Source organism: Arthrobacter sp. IK3 (assembly GCF_051337705.1).
Lineage (GTDB): Bacteria > Actinomycetota > Actinomycetes > Actinomycetales > Micrococcaceae > Arthrobacter_B > Arthrobacter_B koreensis.
The window spans coordinates 62,123-87,138 of the sequence record NZ_JBPPSW010000014.1 but is presented as its reverse complement, the minus strand read 5'-3'; the positions used below and the strand labels follow the sequence as shown (position 1 = coordinate 87,138).

Here is a 25,016-nt window from a genome sequence, read left to right as displayed (position 1 = left end):
AGCATGGGAACCCAGCAACAGGAACTCGAGGAATGGACGCAGCGTTTGCTGCAGGCCTTCGAGCTTGACGGTACAGAGGTGGACATCGACGCCGTACTCGACCTCGCGGCCGCAGCCGCCCACAACGTGGTCCGTCCCGCCGCGCCCCTCACGACGTTCGTGGCCGGACTCGCCGCAGGGCTCGCCGCCGGAAGCGGACAGGCGGATGAGCCTGTCGCCATGCGGGCAGCTATCCGGGCGGCCCAGCGGGAATGCGATGCCGAAGCCGGCCGGAGGGAGGCCAAGTGAACGGTTCCGCGCCCGTGATCCTGCCGCTGCAGCCCAATACTTCCTGGAAGGAAGCGAGGACGGCCGCGCACGCAGCCGCGCGTCCGCTTCCGTTTGAAACCGTGCCCCTCGCCGAGGCGCTGGGGCAGACGCTCGCGTCCGACGCCGTCGCACTCCAGCAGGTGCCGCACTATGCCTCCTCGGCCATGGACGGATGGGCGGTGGCCGGCCCGGAACCGTGGACGATTGTGGTGCCTGAGCCCGAACCCGAACCCTGGCAGATCCACAAGGAATCCGGCCGGCGGCCGCTGCAGGCGGGCGAAGCCGTGTCCATCCTGACCGGCGGGCTGGTGCCCGCGGGTGCCGAGGCAGTCCTGCGGACAGAGAACGGGGACCTGACTCCGGGAGATCCTGCGGTGCTGCGCCGTGCAGCCACCGCACGGGAAGACGAACCACGCCTCGGGGAGCACATCCGGCCCGCCGGCGAAGAAGCCGCAGCCGGAGAGACGACTATCCCGGCCGGCACGGTCCTTAACCCGGCACACATCGCCCTGGCCGCAGTATGCGGCCACGACACGCTGCCGGTGCTGCGGGCACCGCGGGTCTCCATGCTCTTCACCGGGGACGAAGTCATCGAATCGGGACTGCCGGACTCCGGACAGGTCCGTGACACGTTCGGCCCCCAGCTGCCGCGGCTGGTGGAGATGCTGGGCGGGCGCGTGGATGTGGTGCAGCGGCTGCCGGACCGCCTGGATGATGTGATTGCCGCCCTGAGCACCGACGCCGTGGACGAGCACTCACTGGCCATGTCCTCAGGCGATGTGCTTCTGACCACCGGCGGAACCGGGATTTCCGACGCTGACCACCTGCGCAGGGCGCTGGAAGCGGTGGACGCCGAACTCCTGATTGACGGCATCGCGATGCGCCCCGGCCATCCGACGCTGTTGGCACGGCTGCAGGACGGCCGGTTCGTCGTGGCGCTGCCCGGTAACCCGCTGGCGGCCATGATGGCTGTCTTCACGGTGCTCGAGCCGTTGCTGCAGGGACTCCGCGGCGCCCCTGCAGGCAAGGACTACCACGTCCTGGCGGGCGTCGATGTGGCTCCGCTGCCCGGGCGCACCCGTCTGGTTCCCTGCAGGATCCAGGACGGGCGCGCGTTTCCTTCGCAGTACTTCCGGTCCGGCATGCTTCGCGGGCTGGCCGAAGCGGACGCGGTCATGGTGCTGCCCGAAGAGGGCTGCACCGCTGACCAGGCCGTTAGTGCGCTGCCGCTGCCGTGGCCGGTGCAGCAGCCTCCAGCCGGATAATCACCGACTTGGACGTTGGGGTGCCGCTGACTTTGGCAACGGAGTCCAGCGGCACCAGCACGTTCGCCTCCGGGTAATACGCGGCGGCGCATCCCACGGGAGTGTTGTAGGCGACCGCCCGGAAGGACTCGGCACGGCGTTCAACGCCGTCCTCGTATTCGGAGACCATGTCCACCATGTCTCCGTCCCTGAAGCCTGCTGCCGCAAGGTCCACCTCATTCACGAACACCACCCGGCGTCCGCCGTAGATGCCGCGGTACCGGTCGTCCTTGGCGTAGACAGTGGTGTTGTACTGGTCATGGGCGCGCAGGGTCTGCAGGATCAGCCGGCCCTCCGGCACCTTCGGATAGTCCAGTTCATTGGCCGTGAAGCGCGCCTTGCCGGTTGCCGTGGCGAACCGGCGGCCGTCGCGAGGTCCGTTGGGCAGGACGAATCCGCCGCCGCCGTACTTGATCTTGGATTCGAAGCCTTCAAACCCTGGAATGACGTTTTCGATGTGGCGGCGGATCAGGGAGTAGTCGGCACGGCAGGCTATCCAGTCCAGCTGCGGGGCATTCGCACGGTACGGTGCAGACTCCCCGGTGAAAAGGCGCTCAGCCAACTCGCACACGATGGCCACCTCCGAGCGGACTTCCGGTCCCGGCGGCTCCAGCCGGCCCTGGGAGGCGTGGACTGCGCTCATTGAGTCTTCGACCGTGACCCGCTGGTCACCGGTGGCCTGGGTGTCCCGATCCGTCCGTCCCAGTGCGGGCAGGATTAGTGCCCGGCGGCCGTGGACCAGATGGGACTTGTTCAGCTTCGTGGATACCTGGACCGTGAGCTCGGTATTGCGCAGCGCGTCCTCGGTGACAGCGGAGTCCGGGGTGGCGCGGATGAAGTTGCCGCCCATCGCCATGAAGACCCGCACCTTCGAATCCCGCATGGCCCGGATAGCGTTGACCGTGTCGAATCCGTGGCGCCGCGGCGAAGCGAAGCCGAATTCGGCGTCGAGCTTGTCATGGAATGCCTCCGGCATGCGCTCGAAGATGCCCATGGTGCGGTCGCCCTGGACGTTGGAGTGCCCGCGGACCGGGCAGACACCGGCGCCGGGGCGGCCCACATTGCCCTGCAGCAGGAGCACGTTGACGACGTCGCGCAGCATGGCCACGGAGTGCTTGTGCTGCGTGAGGCCCATGGCCCAGCACACCACCGTGGACTTGGCGGCGATCAGCCGGGCTCCGGTGGTTTCGATCTGCGCGCGGGTCAGCCCGCTGGCGAAGCAGATTTCGTCCCAGGACGTGTTCCGGATCTCCGCCAGATAGGAATCGAGTCCGTCGGTGTAGTCCCGAATGAAGGCGTGGTCGAAGACGTTCCCGTGTTCCTCTTCCTGTTCCAGCAGGTATTTGCCCAGCCCCTGGAACAGCGCCTGGTCCCCGCCCAGGCGGATCTGCAGGAAATCATCGGCCAGCTGGGTGCCGCCGCCGAACTTGGTGCCCAGCAGGCCGGATGCGGTCTGGGGGTTGTCGAAGCGCAGCAGCCCGGCCTCCGGCAGGGGATTCACGGCCACGATCGTGGCGCCGTTCTTCTTCGCCCGCTCGAGGGCGGTCAGCATGCGGGGATGGTTGGTACCGGGATTCTGCCCGGCCACGATGATCAGGTCCGATCCCTGGACGTCATCCAGGCTCACGGTGCCCTTGCCGATGCCCAGGGTTTCCGTCAGGGCGGAACCGGAGGATTCATGGCACATGTTGGAACAGTCGGGCAGGTTGTTGGTGCCCAGGCCGCGGACCATCAGCTGGTACAGGAAGGCGGCCTCGTTCGAGGTGCGGCCGGAGGTGTAGAAGACCGCCTGGTCCGGGCTGTCCATGGCGGCCAGCTCTTCGACGATGATGTTGTAGGCGCCGTCCCAGCTGATCGGGCGGTAGTGGGTGTCACCGGCTTCAAGGACCATCGGGTGGGTCAGGCGCCCCTGCTGGCCCAGCCAGTAGTCGTCCTTCTCCAGCATCTCGGCTATTGAGTGCTCCGCGAAGAACTCCGGCGGCACCTTCCGCTTGGTCGCCTCCTCCGCCACGGCCTTGGCGCCGTTCTCGCAGAACTCTGCGGCGTGGCGTTTATCCCCTTCCGGCCAGGCGCAGCCGGGGCAGTCGAAGCCCTTCTTCTGGTTGACGTTCATCAGCGTCTTGGCGCTGCGCAGCGCACCCATCTGGTCGAAGGAGATGCGCAGCGAGTTGATCACTGCCGGCAGCCCCACGGCATGGGTTTTCGGATCACCGACCCGCAGCTCTGATTCGTTGATTCCATCTTTCGGAGCCTTGCTTGGCACAGCCACCACGTCCTTGTGTAGGAAATCCCCTAGTCTGAAGTGAAGCCAGTCTAAGACTTATTGAGGAGCGATGGGATGGGACGGGTTTCACGGCGTGCCCGCATAACGAGGTTCCGCACTGACGGAACGGTGAGCCGGCGCGATGACGTGCTGGCCGGAGAGGAGCCGCTGGAGATCCGTTTCCAGGGCAAATCCTTCACCGTGACCATGCGTACCCCCGGTGACGATTTTGACCTGGTGGCCGGTTTCCTGGTCTCCGAGGGCGTCATCTGGGAGGCAGGCCAGCTCATCTCCATGCGCTACTGCGCCGGCGTCGATGAGGAGGGGCAGCAGACCTTCAATGTGGTTGATGTGCAGCTGCGCCCGGGCACCGCGCTGCCGGACACCGGCATGGAACGGCATGTCTATACGTCCTCCTCCTGCGGTATCTGCGGCACCGCGTCCATCGAAGCGGTGCGGAAGTCGTCCCACTTCGACGTGGCGGAGGACGGCGTGCGGGTGCCGCTTGAGGTCCTGGCCGCCCTGCCGGACCGCCTGCGCGAAAGCCAGGCACTGTTCGAGAAGACCGGCGGCGTCCACGCGGCCGGTCTGTTCACCGCAGAGGGTGAACTGCTGTGCCTGCGCGAAGACGTGGGACGGCACAATGCCGTGGACAAAGTGGTGGGCTGGGCGCTGCGGGCGGGCATGCTGCCGCTGCGCGGCACCGTGATGCAGGTGTCCGGCCGGGCCTCTTTTGAACTTGTTCAAAAAGCCCAGCTGGCGGGGATCCCGGTCCTGGCCGCGGTCTCGGCGCCGTCGGCCCTTTCCGTGGACCTGGCGCGCGACGCCGGCATGACCCTGGTGGGGTTCAGCCGCGGCAACTCACTGAACTGCTACTGCTTCCCGGAGCGGATCCAGGCACAGGTGCCGGCCGCAGCGGGCAGCTAGCTTGCGGGCAGCAACACTTCGGCGCAGGTTCCTTCTCCCATGGTGGAGGAGATGGTGAGCCGCCCGCCGTGCTGATTAACAATGTCCTGCACGATTGCCAGGCCCAGGCCGGTGCCGGGGATCGCGGCGGCCGTGGCGTTGGAGGCACGGAAGAAGCGGCTGAAGAGCTTGGGTAGGTCTTCCTCCGGGATGCCAATTCCGGTGTCCTGCACACAGACGCGGATCATGGGCGCGGTACCGTCCCCGGGGTCGCACAGCTCCGCCGTGAGGCGCACCGAGCCGTTCGGCGGCGTGAACTTCACGGCGTTCGAAATAAGGTTCATGAACACCCGTTCAAGCTGCTCCCGGTCTCCGTCGAGGCGCAGGTCCAGGCGTAGCTCCGGGTCCAGCTCGTCGAGCGTAAGCTCGACGTTCCGGCTGGTGGCCGCGGGTGTCAGGGAGGCGATGACCTGCTCCAGCAGGTCCTGGAGCACGAGTTCTTCAACGTCCATGCGGGTTTCGTCCGCGTCTGCCCGGGAAATGGTGAGCAGGTCTCCGATCAGGTGGTTCAGCCGGGTGGCGTTGCGGCCCACGATTTCGAGCATCTGGGCGATTTCGGGCGAGATTCCGCCGCCCGAGCCGTCCAGGATCAGGTCCAGGTAACCGGTGATTGACGTGAGCGGAGTGCGCAGCTCGTGATTGATCGTGGCGACGAAGTCGGTTTTTTCCCGGTCCAGTTCCCGCTGGCGGGCCAGGACCGTCCGCTGGGCGGTGATGAGGTGGCCCTGCACCAGGCCGTGGGCAAGGTTGCCGCTGACGTGCTGGATCAGGGAGAGCTCGGTGGGAGACCAGGTGCGCGCGGTATTCTCGCCTGCGAGCCAGATCAGCCCGAACGGACGGTCCCCGTGGCCCAGGGGAAGGATGACCGAGGTCCGCAGCCCGGCCTCCCGGGGCGCCGGATGGAGGATGGGATGGACGTCAGGATCCGGGGCCTGATGGTCCCTGGCTGCGAGGATCTTCCCTGATTCCCACAGCATTTCCGCGACTTCCGCGGCAAGTGCCGGGTCCGGAGCGGGGATGGCATGCGAGGAGCCCGCCCGGCTCCAGGAAGTCAGCAGCTCCGGAACCCTCTCGTCCGGGAACGTAGTGAGGGCTACGTGGTCTGCCTTGAAGACGTCTCCCAGCCCGGATACCACTGCCTCAGACATGACATGGGGGTCATTGGTGGCCCGGACCGCTGCGGAGATGACCCGGGCTTTCCCGCGGAGGACGGCATTCACTTCGCGGCGGCGGCGGACCGCCAGGGTCTCCGCCCGGATCAGGGCTGCCCGGTAGGAGAGTTCGCTGCCGGAGACCGGGCTGAGCACAAAGTCGGTGATGCCCCGCCGGACCATGTCTTCGACGTCGAGCAGTTCACCGGGAGTAACGAGGATGACGGGAGGTCCGGAACCATCTGCGGCGGGAAGGAGCCAGTGCCGCAGGTCAGTGCCTGCCTGCTGGAGGGCCGCAGTGTCCACTACGGCCAGCACGGGCAGCTCGGGATCCAGAGGCATGCCGTGCGGGACGGGACGCAGTCCGGCCAGGCCCAGTGCCTCTTCCACCTCGCGTCGCAGCTGCGGGTCGCTGATGGCAACAACGGCCGGAAGGTCCTCGCTGAGGGCGTCCGTGGACAAGTCCTCGTGAGTCGGCGCCGTCGGCATAGCGGCCTTTCGTTTTGGGGTCCGGGCAGGTCGGACCGATTTGCAGTGTACCCCAGTGCGGCTGCTGTTACCCGTGGTGAAGGGCCAGGCGAATCCGTGTCCCGGCGGGGGCGGCGCCTGCGGGAATTCAGCGTCCCGTGCGGCAGTTATGGAACTCGGGAAGTGCCTGCCCCGCGCCTAAGCTGGATACCGGGCTACGTGAAAGAAGAAAACAGTATGAGCATGGAAAGTGCGGCGTGGAGCTCGCTCTATAAGATCTCCACGGCCAAGGGCACAGACAACAAGATCTCCCGGGAAACCCTTCGGCGGATCCTGTCATTCGCGTCCCCGTACCGTCGGCAGCTGTTCGGGTTCCTCGCCCTGTCCACCGCGGGGGCCTTCCTCGCGGTCGCTACGCCGGTGCTGGCCGGTGAGGTGGTCAACGCGATCGTGGCCGGAACGTCCGTCGAAACGGTGGTGTGGCTGGCCGTCCTGATCGCGGTGGTCGCCATTGCGGATGCAGGGGTGTCCCTGGCAACCCGCTGGTTCTCCTCACGCATCGGTGAGCAGGTGATCCTGGACCTCCGCACCAAGGTGTTCGACCATGTCCAGCGCATGCCCATCGCATTCTTCACCCGCACCCGCACGGGCGCCCTCGTCAGCCGGCTGAACAATGACGTCATTGGCGCGCAGCAGGCCTTCAGCGGAACCCTCTCCGGAGTGGTGAGCAACCTCGTAGCCCTGATCCTGACCCTGATCGTCATGCTGACAACCTCCTGGCAGGTCACCATCCTCGCCATGCTGCTCCTGCCGGTCTTCCTCCTGCCCGCCCGCCGGATGGGAAGCCGCCTCGCTGCCCTGCGGCGCGAGGCCGCGAACCACAACGCGTCGATGGGCACCCAGATGACCGAGCGGTTCTCGGCCCCGGGAGCCACCCTGGTAAAGCTGTTCGGCCGTCCGGAGCAGGAATCCACGGAGTTCGCCGTGCGGGCCGCCAGGGTTCGGGACATCGGAGTCAAAACCGCCATGATGCAGTCCGTCTTCGTGACGGCCCTGACCCTCGTCTCCGCCCTCGCCCTGGCGCTGGTATACGGGCTGGGCGGCTGGTTCGCCATGACCGGAACCCTCAACGCCGGCGACGTCGTCACCCTGGCGCTGCTGCTGACCCGCCTCTATGCCCCGCTCACCTCCCTCGCCAACGCCCGCGTGGAGATCATGAGCGCAGTCGTCAGCTTTGAGCGGGTCTTCGAGATCCTCGACCTCAAGCCGCTGATCCAGGAGAAGGAAGATCCGGCTCCGGTGCCGGACGGCCCCCTGGGAGTCGAATTTGACGACGTCACTTTCGCCTACCCGACGGCGGACAAGGTCTCCCTGGCATCCCTTGAAGACGTTGCGGTGCTGGACAGCCGCGGCGGCGAGGACGTGCTGCATGGTGTGTCCTTCCGGGTGGAGCCCGGCCAAACTGTGGCGCTGGTGGGCAGTTCCGGCGCCGGAAAGTCGACGATCGCGCAGCTGCTCTCACGCCTGTACGACGTCGATGCGGGCGCGGTGCGCTTCTCCGGCACGGATGTGCGGGACGTCAGCTTCGAGGGCATGCGCGGGGCCCTGGGGATGGTCACGCAGGACGGGCACCTGTTCCACGAGACCATCCGGTCCAACCTGCTGCTGGCCAATCCGGAAGCCACGGATGAGGAAATCTGGGATGCGCTGCGCCGGGCCCGGCTGCAGGACCTGATCAGTTCCCTGCCGGACGGCCTGGAAACAATGGTGGGGGAGCGTGGTTACCGTCTCTCCGGCGGCGAACGCCAGCGCATGACCATTGCCCGGCTGCTGCTGGCCCAGCCGCGCATCGTGGTCCTGGACGAGGCAACGGCGGCGCTCGACTCGACGTCGGAAGCCGCTGTGCAGGCGGCCCTGACGGAAGCGCTGGAAGGCCGCACCGCCGTCGTGATTGCCCACCGCCTCTCCACGATCCGCAACGCAGACCGGATCCTGGTGGTTGAGGACGGGCGAATTGCCGAACAAGGCACCCACACGGAGCTGCTGGCCAAGGGCGGCCGCTACGCCGAGCTCTACAACACCCAGTTCGCGGAAGCGGAGCCCGAGGCGCTCAGCGGGCAGACGCCCGCGCAGTAACGGTGTTGGCACCGGCTGCCGGATACAAAAAAGTGCCCCCGGCCGGAATCGAACCGACGACCTGCCCTTTAGGAGAGGGCCGCTCTATCCTACTGAGCTACGGAGGCGGAGCCGCCGGCGTCCGGCAGCGATAAACAGCTTACCTGTTTTCGGTGGCGGGTGACGTGCGGGCTGCGGGGACACGCTGCTGCGGTTTTCCTGCGGGAGCCGCAGCTTGCTGTTCCCCGGCGGGTTCTTCCAGGCGCTGCAGGTAGGTGTTGTAGGCCTGGCGCATTCCGGTCAGGAAGCCGTGGACGGTTTCAAGCTCGGCTTCCGTATAGCGGTCCATGACCTCCGTGGTCAGCGCGCCGAGCGGCCCGAAGTAGGCGCCTGCCAGTTCGCGGGCGAGGGGCTCAAAGTGCAGGGTGACTTTCCTCCGGTCCGCCTCGGAGCGTGCACGGTGGATGTGCCCGATCTGCTCCAGCCGGTCAATCACTGCGGTAGTGGCGCCGGTTGACGTGCCCAGGAGGGCGCTGAGCCGCCCGGCGGTCAGCGGCACCCCGCGCATCTCCGCCTCCATGATCTGGGTGAGGGCGCGCATGTCAGTGGAGTTCAGTCCGTGCTTGTGGGCGAAGGCGTCCGCTACCTGCTGTCCGTCCAGGCCCATTCCCCGGACAGCTTCCACGATCTGGCGCCGCAGCGCGTTCATCTCCACTCCCAAATTGTAGCTTCACGTTGAAGTATCTCTAAAGAAGAGATACTTTGTTCTCTAGTTACTTGCTCAAAACACCTACACCCTTGGAGTATCCCCATGAGCGCGAAGATAGTGAAATCCGCCAGGGCGGCGTTGGTCACGCTGTTCCTTGGCCTGGCAGTGATCGTGGGGCTGTTCGCCATTCCCGTGCCGGAGAACGAATCCTCGACCGTGGGGCAGCTCAGTGATAAGTACCAGGTCACCCAGGTTCAGGAGCTCCTCAAGGAATTCCCCGACGCACAGAAGTCCACCGCCCTTATTGTCGTTTCTCGCGAAGACGGCGGTGAAATGAGCGAGTCTGACATTGCGGGAATCGCTGACATCAGCGCCGCAGCAACTGATGCAGGCGTGGAAGCTCCGCCCGCCCAGGTGCCCCCGCTGGTTTCGGAAAACGGCATAGTCGCCATTATTCCGGTCACCCTGCAGTCCGCCAGCGACGACGGCGACGCCGTGGGGGAAGAGGTTGCCAACCTGCGTGAGGCGGTCAGCGAGGCAGCTCCCGAGGGGATCAAGGCCGAGCTGACCGGAGGTGCGGCATTTACTGCGGACCTGGCCGGCGTCTTCGCCGGAGCCAACTTCACGCTCCTTGCAGTGACCGCTTCCGTGGTGGCACTGCTGCTGATCGTCACCTACCGCTCCCCGTGGCTGTGGATTGTCCCGCTGGCGATCGTTGCTGCCACCGAACAGCTCTCGCTGCGCATGGTGGACGTCCTGGCCCCGCTCGCCGGAATTGAAGTTGATCCTTCTGCAGTGGGCATCACCAGCGTCCTCGTCTTCGGTGCGGCAACCAACTACGCCCTGCTGCTCATCGCCCGCTACCGCGAAGAGCTGCGCATCCATGACAGTGTTTACGCGGCGATGGGGAAGGCGCTGAGCCGCACCCGTGAAGCGATCATCGCCTCCGGCGGCACCGTCATCCTGGCACTGCTGACCCTGCTCTTTACCGACACCATGAGCTACCGCGGACTCGGGTTCTCTGCCGCACTGGGAATCGTCTTCGCTATTCTCAGCGCCCTCTTCATGCTTCCCGTAGCACTGGTGCTCCTGGGCCGGAAGCTGTTCTGGCCGTTCGTGCCCAAGGTCGGAGACCCGGCACGGGAAGGAAAGTTCTGGGGCAAGCTGGGTGACGCAACGGCCCGCCGGCCGAAGACTATCGCGGGCATCGCCGTCGTGGTTCTCCTGGTCATGGCCAGCGGGCTCTTCAGCGCCAAGATTGGCCTGAGCGAGAACGAGCAGTTCACGGACAAGCCCGAAGCCGTGACGGCCGCGGAGAAGCTCTCCGAAGGATTCGCCGCCGGCAGCACTTCACCGGTGATCGTGCTGGTGAACTCGGACGAGGCAGAAGCCGCAGCGGACGAGCTCAGCTCCCTGGACGGCGTGGACAGCGCCACCATCAGCAGCGAACATGACGGCCTGACCCGGATCGACCTGATCAACTCCTACGAGGCCGGAACCGAAGAATCCAACGACTTCATCCGTGACCTGCGCTCGGAACTCGCGGCTTCCCCCGAGTACGAAGCGCTGGTGGGCGGCGAAGCGGCCGAACGGGTTGACCAGCTGGACGCCAACACACATGACGTGACCCTGGTTGTCAGCCTGGTGATCATCCTCGTGTTCCTGGTGCTGCTGGTCCTGCTGCGGTCCCTCGTAGCACCGTTCCTGCTGGTCGGTTCGGTACTGCTCACGTTCTTTGCCGCCAGCGGCCTGAGCTGGCTGCTGTTCGTCAACTTCCTGGGCTTCCCGGCCCTGGACACCCTGACGCTGCTGTACAGCTTCCTCTTCCTGGTGGCGCTCGGCGTGGACTACAACATCTTCCTGGTCACTCGGGCCCGCGAGAATGCGGCCACCATGGGAACCAAAAAGGGCATGCTGGCCGCGCTCCGCTCCACTGGCGGCGTCATCACCAGCGCAGGCATCCTGCTGGCGGCAGTGTTCGTGGTCCTTGGCGTGCTGCCCCTGGTCACCCTGACCCAGGTTGGCATCACCGTGGCGATCGGTGTCCTCTTCGACACCCTGATCGTCCGGACCGTGATCGTTCCGGCCCTAGTCTTTGTCCTCGGCGACAAGTTCTGGTGGCCGAGCCGTCCGGGAGCTAAAAACGGCAACCACGGACGCCACGAGGCTGAGACCGAGGAGGACCCAGCGCGCGACCGTCAGGAAGCTGGCCAGGGCAGCGTCTCCGGACGCTAGCTCGGCAGAGCCCAAAACGCCGTCAATGACGACGTTTTCCCAGAGATCCGCGATGACAAAGAGGATCGGCGCGGCCCACAATACCCAGCGCAGCGAACGGCGCCGGGTGTTGAGCCCAATGATCAGCAGCCAGGCGAATCCGAAAATCAGTGGGAAAAGGGTACCTGCCGTCTTGTGGACGTAGCTGAGCTGGCCCAGCGCATCGGCATCCAGTGCCGAGCGCAGGGCAGCCAGGTACTCCATGCTGTACCCGCCGATCAGCGAGTCCGGCATGGCCAGTCCGCCCGAAAGCTGGGTCATCTGGTTCAGGACCAGCAAGTGGTAGTACCAGAACATGAACAGCGCGGTGGCCGCCGCGGCAATCACGACCAAATTGGCGTTGGCCTTGGCCTGCTGCGGCGTCCGCTGCGTTGTTGGATTGGCGGGGACCTGCGTCCCCGCCGGAAGCTGTGCCTTGTCGCCGTGCTTGGCGGCGCGCTGTGCCGGAGTTTTACCCATGCCTCCAGTATGGCGGAGGGCGCCGCCGGCATCCGCGGAGGACGGCGGGGAAGGAACGGTTTAGGCTAAGGCGCATGAGCGCGAATGCCACTGCAGAAGATTTCGCCCTGGCCGGGTCCCTGGTCCGGGAAGCCGGCGCCCTGGCCCTGGCCATGCGCAGCGAGGGGCTCACGGGCAAACAAAAGACCTCGGTCTCCGACGTCGTGACCGCAGCTGACCACGCAGCCGAAAAGCTGGTCCTTGAGACCCTGCGAAGGCTGCGCCCCGAGGACGGGATCCTGGGCGAAGAAGGCGCCAGCCACGAGGGAACCTCCGGCCGCACCTGGGTGATCGATCCGGTGGACGGCACGTACAACTTCCTCTCCGGCTCCACCTACTGGTGTTCCGCCCTGGCGCTGCGCACCGACCCGTTCCCGGAAACTGTCGACCAGGACCCCGAGGTGCTGCTCGGTGCCGTTTTCCAGCCTCAGGAGGACCAGCTGTGGCTCGGCGGCCCCGGGTACCCGGCCACGCTGAACGGCAAGGAACTGGCCCCACTGGAGGACACTGCGCTGGACCGGCTCAGCGCCGGTACGTATCTGCACCCCACCTGGCTGCAGCGGGAAGAGGTAGCCGGGCCCTGGACCAGGGCCGCAGCCGGCGCGGCAACCCTGCGGATGCTGGGGAGCGGCTCCTGTGACCTTGGCTCCGTTGCCTCCGGCCGGCTGGGTGCCTGGTTCCAGCACAGCTGCCCGGAGTGGGATTGGCTGCCGGGCAAGGCGATCGTGGAAGCAGCCGGAGGAACGACGGCGGTCCTGGAAGTCAACGGGTTCCGCTGGCACATTGCCGGTCCGGCAGCGGCGGTGCAGGAGATCCAGCACCGGCTCTCCACGAGCTAGCGGGTCCGTGCGGCCGGGGCGGAAACGGCGTCCGGGCAAATGTCGGGGCCAGCGCCTAGACTTAAAACCACCATGGACTATCTCTTTGATCCGTACTTTTCCACGCCCGCCAAGACCAAGGCCTCCGCTGACCCGGATGCTGCCACGGCCGCGGAAGACGCCGCACGGAAGCCGGGCGCGGACACCCCAGTTGCTGCCGGTCAGCACCGCAGCGGTTCCGGGCGCGTGGATGAAGCCCGCGCCGCAGACCTGCTGCGCGGGCTGAACCCGCAGCAGGAAGAGGCAGTCAAGCACGCCGGATCCCCGCTGCTGATCGTTGCCGGTGCCGGCTCGGGCAAGACCCGGGTGCTCAGCCACCGGATTGCCTACCTGCTGGCCACGGGCCGCTCCAACCCCGGCCAGATCCTGGCCATCACCTTTACCAACAAGGCAGCTGCGGAGATGCGGGAGCGCATCGAGTCCCTCGTGGGCGGGGTAGCCAAGACCATGTGGATCTCCACCTTCCACTCCTCCTGCGTGCGGATCCTGCGCCGGGAAGCCAAGGCAGTGGGGATGAACTCGAACTTCTCCATCTACGACTCAGCGGACACCCTGCGCCTGATCACGCTGGTGGCCAAGGGTCTGGACCTTGATCCCAAGCGGTTCGCGCCCAAGGCCATTGCCAACAAGATTTCCGGCCTGAAGAACGAACTCATCGACGATGAGTCCTACGCCTCCAGTGCCAACTATTCGGATCCGTTCGAGCAGGCCGTGGCCCAGGTCTACACCGGTTACACCCAGCGGATGCGCCAGGCCAACGCCCTGGACTTCGATGACCTGATTGCCCAGACGGTCTTCATGTTCCGTGCCTTCCCGGGTGTTGCCGAATACTACCGGCGCCGGTTCCGGCACATCCTCGTGGACGAGTACCAGGACACCAACCACGCCCAGTACGCCCTGGTCCGCGAGCTCGTGGGCGTCGAAGGTGAAGGCCACCTGGACATCCCGCCGGCCGAGCTGACCGTGGTTGGCGACTCAGACCAGTCCATCTACGCCTTCCGCGGCGCGGACGTCCGCAACATCGTGGACTTCGAGAAGGACTACCCCTCAGCGCGCACCATCCTGCTGGAACAGAACTACCGCTCCACGCAGACCATCCTCTCCGCAGCCAACGCGGTGATTTCACGCAACCCCAACCGTCCGGAGAAAAAACTCTGGACGGCGGAGGGCGACGGCGCGAAGATCGTCGGCTACGTGGGGGAGAACGAACACGAGGAAGCACGCTTCATTGCCGAGGAAATCGACCGGCTGCAGGACGAAGAGGACCTGCGGCCCGGCGACGTCGCCATCTTCTACCGCACCAACGCCCAGTCCCGCTCTCTGGAGGACGTCCTGGTGCGAGTGGGCCTGCCGTACAAGGTGGTTGGCGGCACCCGGTTCTACGAGCGCAAAGAAATCAAGGATGCCCTGGCGTACCTGCGCGTGCTGGTGAACCAGGACGACGTCGTGAACCTGCGGCGGATCCTGAATGAACCCAAGCGGGGCATCGGCGACCGCGCCGAATACTCCGTGGCGGCACTCGCCGAACGGGAGCGGATCAGCTTCATGGCTGCGCTGCGCCGGGCCGAAGACGCCCCCGGGCTGGCCACCCGCTCACTGAACGCGGTCAACGGCTTCGTGAAACTCATCGACGACCTGGCCGAAGTGGCATCCGGGTCCGGTGCCTCAGCGGCCCTGGAAGCGGTGCTGGAACAGACCGGCTACCTGGCGCAGCTGCGGCAGAGCGCGGACCCGCAGGACGAGTCCCGTGTGGAGAACCTGGCCGAACTGGTCGCCGTGGTCCGTGAGTTCGAGCGCGACAATCCGGAAGGAACCCTGGAACAGTTCCTGGAGCAGGTCTCGCTAGTGGCGGACGCGGACCAGATTCCGGACGCGCCGGAGGGCTCCGCGGAGGAAGTGGCTGCCGCCGTCGAGGAATCCCGCCGCCAGGGCGTGGTGACCCTCATGACCCTGCACACCGCCAAGGGCCTCGAATTTCCGGTCGTGTTCCTGACCGGCATGGAACAGGGCATTTTCCCGCACCAGCGCTCGGCCACGGACCCGGCCGAGCTGGCAGAGGAACGCCGCCTGGCCTACGTGGGCCTGACCCGCGCCCGCCAGCGGCTCTACCTCACCCGCTCCGAGGTGCGCAGCATGTGGGGCCAGAGCCAGTACAACCCGGCCAGCCAGTTCGTGGGGGAAGTGCCCTCGGAACTCATCGAATGGAAGCGCGAGGGCATGGACCGGCCCACGTGGGGCGGGGGAGGAAGCATCACCTCCAGCCGGTACAGCGGATCGCACTGGGGCGCAGGATCGGCCTCCTCCACCGGCGGGAGCATCGCCGCCGCGCCCGTCTCCAAGGCCATGGGCCGCGTCCAGCCGCAGAAGGAAGTCATTTCGGTCGCGGTGGGGGACAAGGTCAACCACACGTCCTTCGGCCACGGCCAGGTCCTGGCCGTGGAAGGCTCCGGGGACAAGACGGTGGCGAAGGTGAAGTTCGACGTCGGCGAGAAGCGGCTGCTGCTGCGTTACGCGCCGCTGACCAAGGAGTCATAACGCAGCCTCAGCCCCATAGCGGAAAGGCCGGTTCTTCTACAAACCGTCGAACTGTGCCCTTCGTCACTAAAGCGGTAGTCTGTGGTGGGCCCCCGGCGCCAAGGGACTAAAGTGCCATTGGGGCAGCCCGGCTCGATGCATCTGCTTCTTGATCAGCTGATCAATATGTAAACCTACTTCGACGTAGAAGGACACTAGCCCGTGGACCTGTTTGAATATCAGGCGCGCGATCTGTTTGAGGCGCACGGAGTACCCGTGCTCGCCGGAATCGTGGCGCACACTCCTGAAGAAGCCAAAGCCGCAGCCGAAAAGATTGGCGGCGTCGTCGTCGTCAAGGCCCAGGTAAAGGTTGGCGGCCGCGGCAAGGCCGGCGGCGTCAAGGTGGCTAAGACCGCTGACGAGGCTTTCGAGCACGCCAGCAACATCCTCGGGATGGACATCAAGGGCCACACGGTCAAGAAGGTCATGATCGCCCAGGGTGCGGACATCGCCGAGGAGTTCTACTTCTCGGTCCTGCTGGACCGCGCCAACCGCAACTACCTGGCCATGTGCTCGGTTGAAGGCGGCATGGAAATCGAGCAGCTCGCCGTTGAGCGCCCCGACGCCCTTGCCCGCGTCGCCGTGGATCCGGCAGTCGGCATCGACCAGGCCAAGGCCGAAGAAATCGTCGACGCAGCCGGCTTCGCGCCGGAACTGCGCGAAGGCGTCGTGAACGCCATCCTGAAGCTCTGGGACGTTTTCACCAAGGAAGACGCCACCCTCGTGGAGGTCAACCCGCTGGTCAAGACCGGCGCCGGGGACATCGTTGCCCTGGACGGCAAGGTCTCCCTGGATGAGAACGCCGACTTCCGCCAGGCCGGCCACGCCGAGCTGGAAGACAAGGACGCTGCGGACCCGCTGGAAGCCAAGGCCAAGGCGAACGACCTCAACTACGTCAAGCTCGACGGCGAAGTTGGCATCATCGGTAACGGTGCCGGCCTGGTGATGTCCACCCTCGACGTCGTTGCCTACGCAGGCGAAAAGCACGGCAACGTGAAGCCCGCCAACTTCCTGGACATCGGCGGCGGAGCCTCGGCATCCGTCATGGCCGCAGGCCTGGACGTCATCCTCAACGATGAGCAGGTCAAGTCCGTCTTCGTGAACGTCTTCGGCGGAATCACCGCCTGCGACGCCGTTGCCAACGGCATCGTCAAGGCCCTGGAGATCCTGGGCGACGAGGCCAACAAGCCGCTGGTCGTCCGCCTGGACGGCAACAACGTGGAGGAAGGCCGCCGCATCCTGGCCGAGGCCAACCACCCGCTGGTTACCCTCGCAACCACCATGGACAACGGCGCCGACAAGGCTGCCGAGCTCGCCAACGCAGCTCGCTGACCGAGCCGATCCCCAGAAAGAGAATTCACACATGTCTATCTTCTTGAACAAGGACTCCAAGGTCATCGTTCAGGGCATCACCGGCGGCGAAGGCACCAAGCACACCGCCCTGATGCTCAAGGCCGGGACCCAGGTTGTTGGCGGCGTCAACGCCCGCAAGGCCGGCACCACCGTGACCCACGGCGATGTTGAGCTCCCCGTCTTCGGCACCGTGTCCGAGGCCATGGAAAAGACCGAGGCTGACGTGTCGATCGTCTTCGTTCCGCCGGCCTTCACCAAGGACGCCGTGATGGAAGCAATCGACGCCGGCATCGGCCTCGTTGTGGTCATCACCGAAGGTGTTCCCGTGCAGGATTCCGCCGAGTTCTGGGCCCACGCCCAGTCCAAGGTGGACGCAGACGGTAACCAGGTCACCCGCATTATCGGCCCGAACTGCCCCGGCATCATCACCCCGGGCGAAGCCCTGGTTGGCATCACCCCGAACAACATCACGGGCAAGGGCCCGATCGGCCTCGTTTCAAAGTCCGGCACCCTGACCTACCAGATGATGTACGAACTGCGCGATCTTGGCTTCTCCACTGCCATCGGCATCGGCGGCGACCCGATCATCGGCACCACCCACATCGACGCCCTCGCAGCTTTCGAAGCTGACCCCGAGACCAAGGCGATCGTCATGATCGGTGAAATCGGCGGCGACGCGGAAGAGCGCGCTGCAGACTTCATCAAGGCCAACGTCACCAAGCCGGTTGTCGGCTACGTGGCAGGCTTCACCGCTCCCGAAGGCAAGACCATGGGCCACGCCGGCGCCATCGTCTCCGGTTCCGCAGGAACCGCACAGGCCAAGAAGGAAGCACTCGAAGCAGCAGGCGTGAAGGTCGGCAAGACGCCGTCTGAGACCGCTGAGCTGCTGCGCGAAGTCTACGCTTCGCTCTAGCTCCACCAGCACAGACCCCCGTTCCCGGTTTTCCGGTGCACGGGGGTTTTGTGCGTCCACCTCCAGGAAGACAACTACATGAGTTCCAAGCCAGCTTCCCCGGCCGTTCCTAGCGCCCACCGGCGGGCACTGCGCCGCGCCACGTGGATCGCCACCCTGGGCGGCTTCCTCTTCGGGTACGACACCGGCGTAATCAACGGGGCGCTGCCCTACATGCAGGATGACCTGGGCCTGACCCCGTTCACCGAAGGCCTGATCACCTCCAGCCTGCTCTTTGGTGCAGCCTTCGGCGCCGTTGGCGCCGGACAGCTCGCCGACCGGCTGGGCCGGCGAAGGCTGCTGCTGATCCTCGCCGTCGTGTTCATGCTCGGTGCAGCCGGCACCGCCGCAGCACCCGGGGTTGGCATCATGGTCCTCGCCCGCGTGGTCCTGGGCCTCGCCGTTGGCGGCGCCTCCGCCGTCGTACCCATGTTCCTGGCTGAGCTCGCCCCGGCGGCCCGCCGCGGGCAGCTGGTGACGCGTGACCAGCTGATGATTGTCAGCGGCCAGCTGGCGGCCTTCGTCTGCAACGCCGTCATTGGCAACGTCTGGGGCGAGGAAGGCAACGTCTGGCGCTGGATGCTCCTGGTCGCCACCCTTCCGGCAATCGCGCTGTGGATCGGAATGCATTTCGTGCCGGAGAGCCCGCGCTGGCTGGGCTCCAAGGGCCGGTACGCGCAGATGCTCGCAGCCCTGCAGAAGATCCGCAGCGCTGAGGAGGCACAGGCGGAGTACAACGAGATCAAGGGACTCGCCGGGACTACACGGACCGGGCGGCTGAAGGACTTCGCCGAGCCGTGGCTGCTGCGCGTGCTGCTGATTGGCATGGGCCTGTCCATCGTCCAGCAGATCACCGGTGTCAACGCAATCATTTACTACGGGACCCAGATCCTGGCCGACGCCGGGTTCGGGACCGAGGCTGCGCTGACAGCCAACATTGCCAACGGCGTCGTCTCCGTCGCGGCGGCACTGATTGGCATCTGGCTGTTGGGCAAAGTGGCCCGCCGGCCCATGCTCATCACCGGGCTGCTCGGCACCACCACCACGCTGGCGCTCATCGGGGCCGCTTCCATCCTGATGCCTGAGGGCACCGCCCGCGGCTTCACCGTCCTGTCCCTGACCGTCCTCTTCCTGGCCTTCCAGCAGGGCGCTGTGTCACCGGTGACGTGGCTGATGCTGGCCGAAATCTTCCCGCTGCGGGTCCGCGGCCTGGGCATCGGACTGTCAGTGTTCGTGCAGTGGATGGCTAACTTCGCGGTCGGGTTCTCCTTCCCCATGCTGATGGCCGCCCTGGGTATCTCCAACACGTTCTTTATCTTCGTTGGCCTGGGCATCTGCGCCGTGCTGTTTGTCCGGCGGTTCATGCCGGAGACCCGGGGCCTGTCCTTGGAAGAACTCGAGCTGAAGCTGCGCGCGGGGTGAGCCCGGTGCCCTCCGGCAGCATCTGCCGAAGGGCACCGCGGGCGGTAACTACTGCACCACCGGGTAGTCGCCGATCACCGGCAGCGACACCGAGGCGGTGAACGACGTCAGTGCCGTCACCTTCGGGTAGGTGTAGACCGAGGAGCTGGGGGTCACCTGCAGCACCAACCTGCTCTGCGGAGTGACCAGGTAGGAGATTTCCTCCAGCGGAACCGTAATGGTCCGTTCAGTGCCGTCCAGGACCAGCGGGACCGGCGTTACCTGGTTGCCGGCCACCAGGGAACTGCGCGATTTGTCGATGATCTGGGCGTAGACGTGGGTATTCGGGGTCCTGGACGTTCCGCGGTAGGTGAGAGTCAGCTGCGGTGCGCCAAAGACCTGGGCTGCTGCGGACGGGGCGGCGACGGGGGCGTTGACGGCAACCGGGGCCCAGGCAGCGGCAATGACGCCCCCGCTGATTGCGGCGGGGGAGAGCAGCAGGGTTCCCTTGCCGGTACCGGTCAGTGCCCCCACCGGTGCAGGGTATCCCTCTGCGGCACGGGTGGTTCCCAGCTGGTCAATGAATTCGAAGCCGGGACCGGTGGAAACGTCCCGGCCGTCCAGATGCTTGCCGAACCAGTCCAGCACGGCGTCCGTAATGCGGTCCGATCCGGCAACCCCGGAGGAGCACAGTCCGTGGCCGCCGCAGAACTGCAGCATCTTGACCTCTGTGCCCGTGGATTTGATGAGGTTGTAGTTCCGGGTGGCTTCATCGAGGGTGAACAGGGTGTCCGCCGTGCCCTGGATGATCAGCGTGGGTGCCGTGATGGAGGTGAACATACTCTGCGGTGTCAGGGAATCGAAGTACGCAACCGATTCCGGGCTGAGGGTGTTCGGATACGTCATGCCTTCCCGGCAGGCCTTCCGCACCGGAGCGGCGAGTGCGCCGCTGTTGCCAACCAGTTCGCCCAGCTTTCCGGTGACCGAACCCTCCAGGCAGAGCAGGGTGCCCCAGCCGGATTTGAAGGAACCAGCCTTGTAGAGGCTGGTGGTCAGGTTGTTCCACGCGATGGTGGGGGCTATGGCATCCACGCGCTGATCCAGCGAGGCGAGCACAAACTGGATCCCGCCGCCGTAGGAGGCCCCCGCCATGCCCAGCACCGGATCACCGGGAGCATCGAGTTCCGCCTCCGGCTGCTGCGCAATGAAGTCGATCAGCACCTGGCCGTCACGGCCCTCGTATGCCGGGTTGTTCACATAGGCCTCGCCGCCGCTGAAACCAAAGCCCCGCGGATCCCAGGTGAGGACGTTGTAGCCGGCTTCCCGCAGGGGCGCGATGCCAATGGACCCGATGAGCGTGCTCGTGGTGGTGGACGGGATGCGTCCCCCGGGAAGTCCGAAGCCCGGGCCCACCATGACGGTGGGTGCCTTCTCGCCCGCCTGCAGCCCCAGGGCGGGAAAGAAATTGGTATGGATCGGGGTTCCGTCGAAGGAGGGAACAACGACGTCGGTACGCACCGGCGGCGGCGCCGCCCCGCCGGGCCCTGTGAATGCCGAGGCCGGGGGTGCTGCCAGGACGGACGCTGCCAGGAGGGCTCCTGCGGCGAGCAGGGCTGGGGTTTTTCGCATGTGGGACCTTTTCTGTGACATCTTTGTCAGGCCGATCCAGGTTCTACCGGCCAGTAGGTTAGCCAGAGACTAGGTGCCCTAAGAATGTCCAGACAAGGCAATGAGTCCGTACGGGCCGCTTCAGCGGCAATCTTTTTTGCTGCCCACTGCGTTTCGGTGACTACAGCGTTTCGGTGCCGGGGCGGGGTGTGGGAGGGGAATCCGGCGGTGGCTGGAGCGGGTCCGTCCTCCCGCTCCAGCCACTGCCTGCAACGCGTCGCCGGACTCAGCGGCGGTCTACGTTCGTCGCCGCCGGCCTGGGGGGACCGGCGGCGGGGGCAGCGGGGCGGCTGGGGGAAGCCGGTCCTGCTGCCAGCACGATCCCGGCGGCTACGACGCACGAGGAGCGTGGATCTGGCCTTCCCAGCTTCGGCGGTGGGCCGGCGGGAAGAAATCTGTTGGGGTTAGGGGCGTACTACGCTGCGCGAACGCAGCGGGGAATGCGGTTCCAGTTACGCCGGCACAGCGTACGCGGAATCCGTTCTCGCGGAGCCAGCCGGACCGGCAGTCCCTTGCAGTGCCTCAGCATGTTCCACCTGTCCTTGTGCTCCCGTGACGGCGTCCGTGATGGTGTCCGCCAACTTCCGTTTATGCCCCCGTCAACACGCTAGACCGGATCCCGGAAAGTGGACATGGGGAGAACTACCCATGCACCCGGCTTTCCCTTCCGCGGCTAGGCTGGTATGGAACCTATGCCCGCAAACAGGAAGGCAGCCATGCGCGCGACCATCATTCACGGCCCCGGCGACATCCGAGTTGAGGACAGGGAGTACCCCTCGGTCCTCCGCGGCTCCGACGCGGTGGTGCGGGTGAGCGCCGCGTGTGTCTGCGGATCGGATCTCTGGCCGTACCGCGGCATCCGGGAAACGCCCGAACCCCGTGCCATCGGCCACGAGTTCGTAGGCGTGGTTGAAAGCGTAGGCAGCGACGTCGCCTCGCTGGCACCCGGCGACTTCGTGATCGCTCCTTTTACCGGCAACTGCGGCAAGTGTGCGCCCTGCCGCTCTGGCGTGACGGTTGCCTGTGAGGAGCTGGTGGGCTGGGGCAGCAAGGACGTCCACGGCGATTTTGTCCAGGGCGCCCAGGGTGAGGCTGTCCGGGTTCCCAATGCCGAAGCCACACTGGTCAAGGTTCCCGGGGTATCCGATCCCGAGGACTCCCTGCTCGCTGACCTGCTGACCCTTTCCGACGTCATGGGCACCGGGCACCACGCCGCGGTCAGCGCCGGCGTCACCGCCGGATCGACCGTCGTGGTGGTAGGCGACGGCGCCGTCGGGCTGTGTGCCGTGCTGGCTGCCTCGCGCCTCGGTGCCGGCCGGATCATCGCCATGTCCCGCCACGAGGACAGGGCGGCACTTGCCCGTGAATTCGGAGCCACCGACGTGGTGGCCGAACGGGGTAAGGAAGGTGCGGCCCGGGTGCGCGAGCTGCTCGGAGGAGTTCCGGCCGATGCGGTGCTGGAGTGCGTCGGCACGGCGGAATCCATGGACCAGGCACTGCGGTGTACGCGTCCGGGCGGACGGGTTGGGTTTGTCGGTGTCCCCGCAGGCGGCGCGGAACTGCCCATCGGCGTGCTGTTTGCCAAGAACATCACCGTGGGCGGCGGCATGGCCCCGGTACGGACCTACATGCCCGAACTGCTGGAAGATGTCCTGGCCGGCAGGATCCACCCCGGAAAGGTCTTCGATTCGGTGCTTCCGCTGGAGGATGCTGCCAAGGCTTACGCTGCCATGGACCAGCGGAAGTCGGTGAAGGTGATGCTCAAGCCCTAGCGGTCGTCAGCATGCTGTGATTCCTTGCACATCTGCAATTTTGCAGTTGTGAAAAAATGTTACGGATGACAAAGTAGTTCGGTGAGTCAACTACTTTCCCTCCGCGATCGGAAGCGCGCCGAAACCTGGGCGGCGCTGCACGCGGCTGCCGCCAACCGTGCCCTCAGCGAGGGCATCGAGGGCGTCACCGTCGAAGTGGTCGCCGAGGAAGCCGGAGTCTCCGCACGGACCTTCTTCAATTACTTCCCCTGCAAGGAAGACGCGGTCCTGGGGCTGAAGGAACCGTCCGTCGAGCCCGAAATGCTGGCGGCGTTCGACATTGAGGGGGACCTCCTGGCGGAGGTCAGCCGCCTGATGCTCGCCGTCGTGCGCTCCATCCAGGGCGGCGACGACTCAGCCGAACTCCGCGGGCGCATCTACGAGGCCTACCCCCAGCTGCGCCACCGGCGCTACCAGTACATCCTCAAGGTCGAGCAGCTTGTCCTTGAGACGGTGACCAGCCAGCTCGCCGAGTCCCGGCGCTGGCGCGAACGGCCGCCCGGTTCGGCCTGGCTGGGGCACGACGTCGACGACGTCGCCTTCACGATTGTCCTCACTGCCAGCACCCGCATGCGCCACGTGATGCAGAAAACCTGGTCAAACCCGACCGCCACCGCCCAGTTCACGGCCCTCGATCAGGGCCTTGAACTTCTCCGAGACGTCTTCAAGGAACTTCTATGACGAATTCAGCTGCCGCTGCAGCGCCCGCAAGCCACGGGAAAAAACCCAGCCTCGTGCTTGTCTTCACCGCCCTGGTCCTGGCCATGCTTCTGTCGGCGCTGAACCAGACCATTCTCGGCACCGCCCTGCCCACGATCGTGGGCGAGCTTAACGGCGCCAACCTGATGCTCTGGGTGATCACGGCCTTCATCCTGGCCTCCACGGTGATGATGCCCATCTACGGCAAACTGGGCGACCTGATTGGGCGCAAGTACCTGCTGCTCGCCGCGATCGTCATCTTCCTGGCCGGTTCCGTGGTCGGCGCCCTGGCTCCGGACATGACCTGGCTGATTATCGCCCGCGTTATCCAGGGCCTTGGCGCCGGCGGCCTGATGATCCTCTCCCAGGCAATCATTGCCGACGTTGTCCCGGCACGTGAGCGCGGCAAGTACATGGGCTGGATGGGCGGCGTGTTCGCCTTCTCCTCGGTGGTAGGACCGCTGATCGGCGGCTGGCTCACCGAGGGGCCCGGCTGGCGCTGGGCGTTCTGGTTCAACATTCCCGTGGGCGTGCTGGCACTGCTCGGCGCACTGTTCTTCCTGAAGCCCCGTGCGGTCACCTCGCGGCCCAAGATCGACCTATGGGGCATGGTCTTCATCGCCCTGGCCACCACTGGCCTGGTCCTGGTGAGCAGCTGGGGCGGCAGCACCTACGCGTGGAGTGACCCGGTGATCCTGGGCCTGGCCGGCGGCACCATCCTCGCCGGCGTCGTCTTCGTGATGGTCGAACGCCGCACGGCTGAGCCGATCATCCCGATGGAACTCTTCCGCGACCGCAACTTCAACCTCGCCACCGCCTCCGGCCTGCTCACGTCCGTGGCCATGTTCGGCGCGATTGGATACCTCCCTACGTACCTGCAGATGGCCACCGGCGCCAGTGCCACCGAGGCCGGCCTGCTGATGATTCCCATGATGGGTGCCCTGCTGTTCAGCTCCGTGCTGTCCGGATCCCTGGTCTCCAAGACCGGGCGCTACAAGTGGATGCCCATCGCGGGCTCCGCGATCATGATCCTGGCGCTGGTACTGATGGGTTCAATCGCGGCCGAATCCCCGGTCTGGCAGCTGTGCGTCTACATCGCCGTCCTCGGCCTTGGCCTGGGCCTGAACATGCAGATCCTGGTCCTGGTAGTGCAGAACTCCTTCCCGATGAGCCAGGTTGGAACCGCCACCGCCGCGAACAACTACTTCCGCCAGATCGGCGCCACCCTGGGCTCCGCCGTCGTCGGCAGCCTCTTCGCGCACCGGCTTTCGGACCTGCTGGCCGAGCGGCTCCCGGCCAGCGCCGCCTCCGCCACCGGGGGAGGCAATTCGCTGACTCCCAAGCTTGTGCACGAGCTGCCGGAGGCAATCCAGGACATCATCATCCGGTCCTACAACGAGGCCCTGATCCCGCTGTTCCTGTTCATGGTTCCCATGGCCGTGGTGGCAACGATCCTGTGCCTGTTCATCAAGGAGAAGCCGCTGGCAACCCGGCTGGAGCCGGAAGTCCTGCCGGAGGCCCTGGGTGAAGGCAACGTCCTGATCAGCACGGAAGACGAGGGCAACGGCCCCAGCACCACCGAACTGCGTCAGGTCGGCGCGCCCACGTCCCGCTGACCCGCCC

17 protein-coding genes, 1 tRNA gene and 1 pseudogene are annotated in these 25,016 nt (G+C 66.0%); 13 read left to right on the top strand and 6 right to left on the bottom strand.

Translation table 11 applies throughout. The annotated features are described in order from the left end of the window. Window positions 1–3: 3 nt before the first annotated feature. Together ACSLGO_RS16915 and ACSLGO_RS16910 are read left to right on the top strand one after the other, a co-directional pair. Window positions 4–288 (top strand): DUF6457 domain-containing protein, encoded by a 285-nt coding sequence (locus tag ACSLGO_RS16915; RefSeq protein ID WP_226802592.1) that lies wholly within the window; start codon window positions 4–6, stop codon window positions 286–288. Continuing rightward, the gene (locus tag ACSLGO_RS16910) at window positions 285–1,574 is read left to right on the top strand and encodes a molybdopterin molybdotransferase MoeA (protein WP_436401538.1); all 1,290 of its coding nucleotides are present in this window, start codon (window positions 285–287) and stop codon (window positions 1,572–1,574) included. Before ACSLGO_RS16915 ends, ACSLGO_RS16910 begins: the two co-directional genes overlap by 4 nt. On the opposite strand, the gene ACSLGO_RS16905 is transcribed toward ACSLGO_RS16910, so the two are convergent. After that, a complete protein-coding gene (locus tag ACSLGO_RS16905; protein ID WP_091607748.1) occupies window positions 1,525–3,876 on the bottom strand; it encodes an FdhF/YdeP family oxidoreductase in 2,352 nt (783 codons plus the stop codon). The genes ACSLGO_RS16910 and ACSLGO_RS16905 overlap by 50 nt on opposite strands. Before the next feature lie 75 nt (window positions 3,877–3,951). Here ACSLGO_RS16905 and fdhD point away from each other — a divergent pair, with 75 nt between their 5' ends. Continuing rightward, window positions 3,952–4,803, top strand: coding sequence for a formate dehydrogenase accessory sulfurtransferase FdhD (gene fdhD / locus ACSLGO_RS16900; protein WP_436401536.1), 852 nt, complete (start codon window positions 3,952–3,954; stop codon window positions 4,801–4,803). Here fdhD and ACSLGO_RS16895 read toward each other — a convergent pair. Continuing rightward, complete coding sequence (locus tag ACSLGO_RS16895; RefSeq protein WP_436401535.1) at window positions 4,800–6,455, bottom strand: sensor histidine kinase; 1,656 nt, start codon at window positions 6,453–6,455, stop codon at window positions 4,800–4,802. The two genes, fdhD and ACSLGO_RS16895, sit on opposite strands and share 4 nt — an antisense overlap. 243 nt (window positions 6,456–6,698) lie before the next feature. On the opposite strand from ACSLGO_RS16895, the gene ACSLGO_RS16890 reads away from it, so the two are divergent. After that, window positions 6,699–8,597, top strand: a complete 1,899-nt coding sequence (locus ACSLGO_RS16890; protein WP_386886876.1) for an ABC transporter ATP-binding protein — start codon at window positions 6,699–6,701, stop codon at window positions 8,595–8,597. Between the two features lie 33 nt (window positions 8,598–8,630). On the opposite strand, the gene ACSLGO_RS16885 is transcribed toward ACSLGO_RS16890, so the two are convergent. Further along, window positions 8,631–8,704: transfer RNA gene (locus ACSLGO_RS16885), tRNA-Arg, on the bottom strand. Between the two features lie 32 nt (window positions 8,705–8,736). Then, complete coding sequence (locus ACSLGO_RS16880) at window positions 8,737–9,285, bottom strand: MarR family winged helix-turn-helix transcriptional regulator (protein ID WP_091607736.1); 549 nt, start codon at window positions 9,283–9,285, stop codon at window positions 8,737–8,739. A gap of 102 nt (window positions 9,286–9,387) precedes the next feature. Here ACSLGO_RS16880 and ACSLGO_RS16875 point away from each other — a divergent pair. After that, window positions 9,388–11,355: pseudogene (locus tag ACSLGO_RS16875) on the top strand (MMPL family transporter); the annotation flags it as partial. Between the two features lie 18 nt (window positions 11,356–11,373). Here the strand turns inward: ACSLGO_RS16875 and ACSLGO_RS16870 are convergent. Then, entirely contained in the window at window positions 11,374–12,018 is a 645-nt protein-coding gene (locus ACSLGO_RS16870) for a hypothetical protein (RefSeq protein ID WP_263128296.1), read from the bottom strand. 74 nt (window positions 12,019–12,092) lie between these two features. Between ACSLGO_RS16870 and ACSLGO_RS16865 the strand changes: the two genes are divergently transcribed. The 5 genes from ACSLGO_RS16865 (at window position 12,093) to ACSLGO_RS16845 (ending at window position 19,236) form a co-directional block, all read left to right on the top strand. After that, window positions 12,093–12,896 (top strand): inositol monophosphatase family protein, encoded by an 804-nt coding sequence (locus ACSLGO_RS16865; protein WP_263128297.1) that lies wholly within the window; start codon window positions 12,093–12,095, stop codon window positions 12,894–12,896. 72 nt (window positions 12,897–12,968) lie between these two features. Further along, window positions 12,969–15,470, top strand: a complete 2,502-nt coding sequence (gene pcrA, locus ACSLGO_RS16860; RefSeq protein WP_152275305.1) for a DNA helicase PcrA — start codon at window positions 12,969–12,971, stop codon at window positions 15,468–15,470. 201 nt (window positions 15,471–15,671) lie between these two features. After that, on the top strand, window positions 15,672–16,841 hold the full coding sequence (gene sucC / locus ACSLGO_RS16855) for an ADP-forming succinate--CoA ligase subunit beta (RefSeq protein ID WP_277665269.1): 1,170 nt from the start codon (window positions 15,672–15,674) through the stop codon (window positions 16,839–16,841). 31 nt (window positions 16,842–16,872) lie between these two features. Further along, on the top strand, window positions 16,873–17,775 hold the full coding sequence (sucD, locus tag ACSLGO_RS16850; RefSeq protein WP_091607723.1) for a succinate--CoA ligase subunit alpha: 903 nt from the start codon (window positions 16,873–16,875) through the stop codon (window positions 17,773–17,775). A 78-nt stretch (window positions 17,776–17,853) separates the two neighbouring features. Beyond that, entirely contained in the window at window positions 17,854–19,236 is a 1,383-nt protein-coding gene (locus ACSLGO_RS16845; RefSeq protein ID WP_152275303.1) for a sugar porter family MFS transporter, read from the top strand. 48 nt (window positions 19,237–19,284) lie between these two features. Here the strand turns inward: ACSLGO_RS16845 and ACSLGO_RS16840 are convergent, their stop codons facing one another. Further along, entirely contained in the window at window positions 19,285–20,844 is a 1,560-nt protein-coding gene (locus ACSLGO_RS16840) for an alpha/beta hydrolase (protein WP_436401533.1), read from the bottom strand. A gap of 755 nt (window positions 20,845–21,599) precedes the next feature. On the opposite strand from ACSLGO_RS16840, the gene ACSLGO_RS16835 reads away from it, so the two are divergent. The 3 genes from ACSLGO_RS16835 to ACSLGO_RS16825 all read left to right on the top strand — a co-directional run bounded on the left by ACSLGO_RS16835 (window position 21,600) and on the right by ACSLGO_RS16825 (window position 25,009). Further along, window positions 21,600–22,655: a zinc-dependent alcohol dehydrogenase family protein gene (locus tag ACSLGO_RS16835; protein WP_152275348.1), complete on the top strand. Its 1,056-nt coding sequence runs from the start codon at window positions 21,600–21,602 to the stop codon at window positions 22,653–22,655. An 81-nt stretch (window positions 22,656–22,736) separates the two neighbouring features. Beyond that, a complete protein-coding gene (locus tag ACSLGO_RS16830; protein ID WP_325787539.1) occupies window positions 22,737–23,375 on the top strand; it encodes a TetR/AcrR family transcriptional regulator in 639 nt (212 codons plus the stop codon). Next, window positions 23,372–25,009 carry an MDR family MFS transporter gene (locus ACSLGO_RS16825; protein WP_436401532.1) on the top strand — a complete coding sequence of 546 codons (1,638 nt, stop codon included), beginning with the start codon at window positions 23,372–23,374 and terminating at the stop codon, window positions 25,007–25,009. The genes ACSLGO_RS16830 and ACSLGO_RS16825 overlap by 4 nt, the downstream gene beginning before the upstream one ends. Window positions 25,010–25,016 lie beyond the last annotated feature (7 nt).

Excerpts from the sequence above, each read along its gene's own strand:
- ACSLGO_RS16915 (WP_226802592.1), top strand. The coding sequence starts at position 4 with ATGGGAACCCAGCAACAGGAACTCGAGGAATGGACGCAGCGTTTGCTG.
- fdhD (WP_436401536.1), top strand. The coding sequence starts at position 3,952 with ATGGGACGGGTTTCACGGCGTGCCCGCATAACGAGGTTCCGCACTGAC.
- ACSLGO_RS16890 (WP_386886876.1), top strand. The coding sequence starts at position 6,699 with ATGAGCATGGAAAGTGCGGCGTGGAGCTCGCTCTATAAGATCTCCACG.
- ACSLGO_RS16880 (WP_091607736.1), bottom strand. The coding sequence starts at position 9,285 with ATGAACGCGCTGCGGCGCCAGATCGTGGAAGCTGTCCGGGGAATGGGC.
- ACSLGO_RS16870 (WP_263128296.1), bottom strand. The coding sequence starts at position 12,018 with ATGGGTAAAACTCCGGCACAGCGCGCCGCCAAGCACGGCGACAAGGCA.
- ACSLGO_RS16865 (WP_263128297.1), top strand. The coding sequence starts at position 12,093 with ATGAGCGCGAATGCCACTGCAGAAGATTTCGCCCTGGCCGGGTCCCTG.
- pcrA (WP_152275305.1), top strand. The coding sequence starts at position 12,969 with ATGGACTATCTCTTTGATCCGTACTTTTCCACGCCCGCCAAGACCAAG.
- sucD (WP_091607723.1), top strand. The coding sequence starts at position 16,873 with ATGTCTATCTTCTTGAACAAGGACTCCAAGGTCATCGTTCAGGGCATC.
- ACSLGO_RS16845 (WP_152275303.1), top strand. The coding sequence starts at position 17,854 with ATGAGTTCCAAGCCAGCTTCCCCGGCCGTTCCTAGCGCCCACCGGCGG.
- ACSLGO_RS16840 (WP_436401533.1), bottom strand. The coding sequence starts at position 20,844 with ATGCGAAAAACCCCAGCCCTGCTCGCCGCAGGAGCCCTCCTGGCAGCG.
- ACSLGO_RS16835 (WP_152275348.1), top strand. The coding sequence starts at position 21,600 with ATGCGCGCGACCATCATTCACGGCCCCGGCGACATCCGAGTTGAGGAC.
- ACSLGO_RS16825 (WP_436401532.1), top strand. The coding sequence starts at position 23,372 with ATGACGAATTCAGCTGCCGCTGCAGCGCCCGCAAGCCACGGGAAAAAA.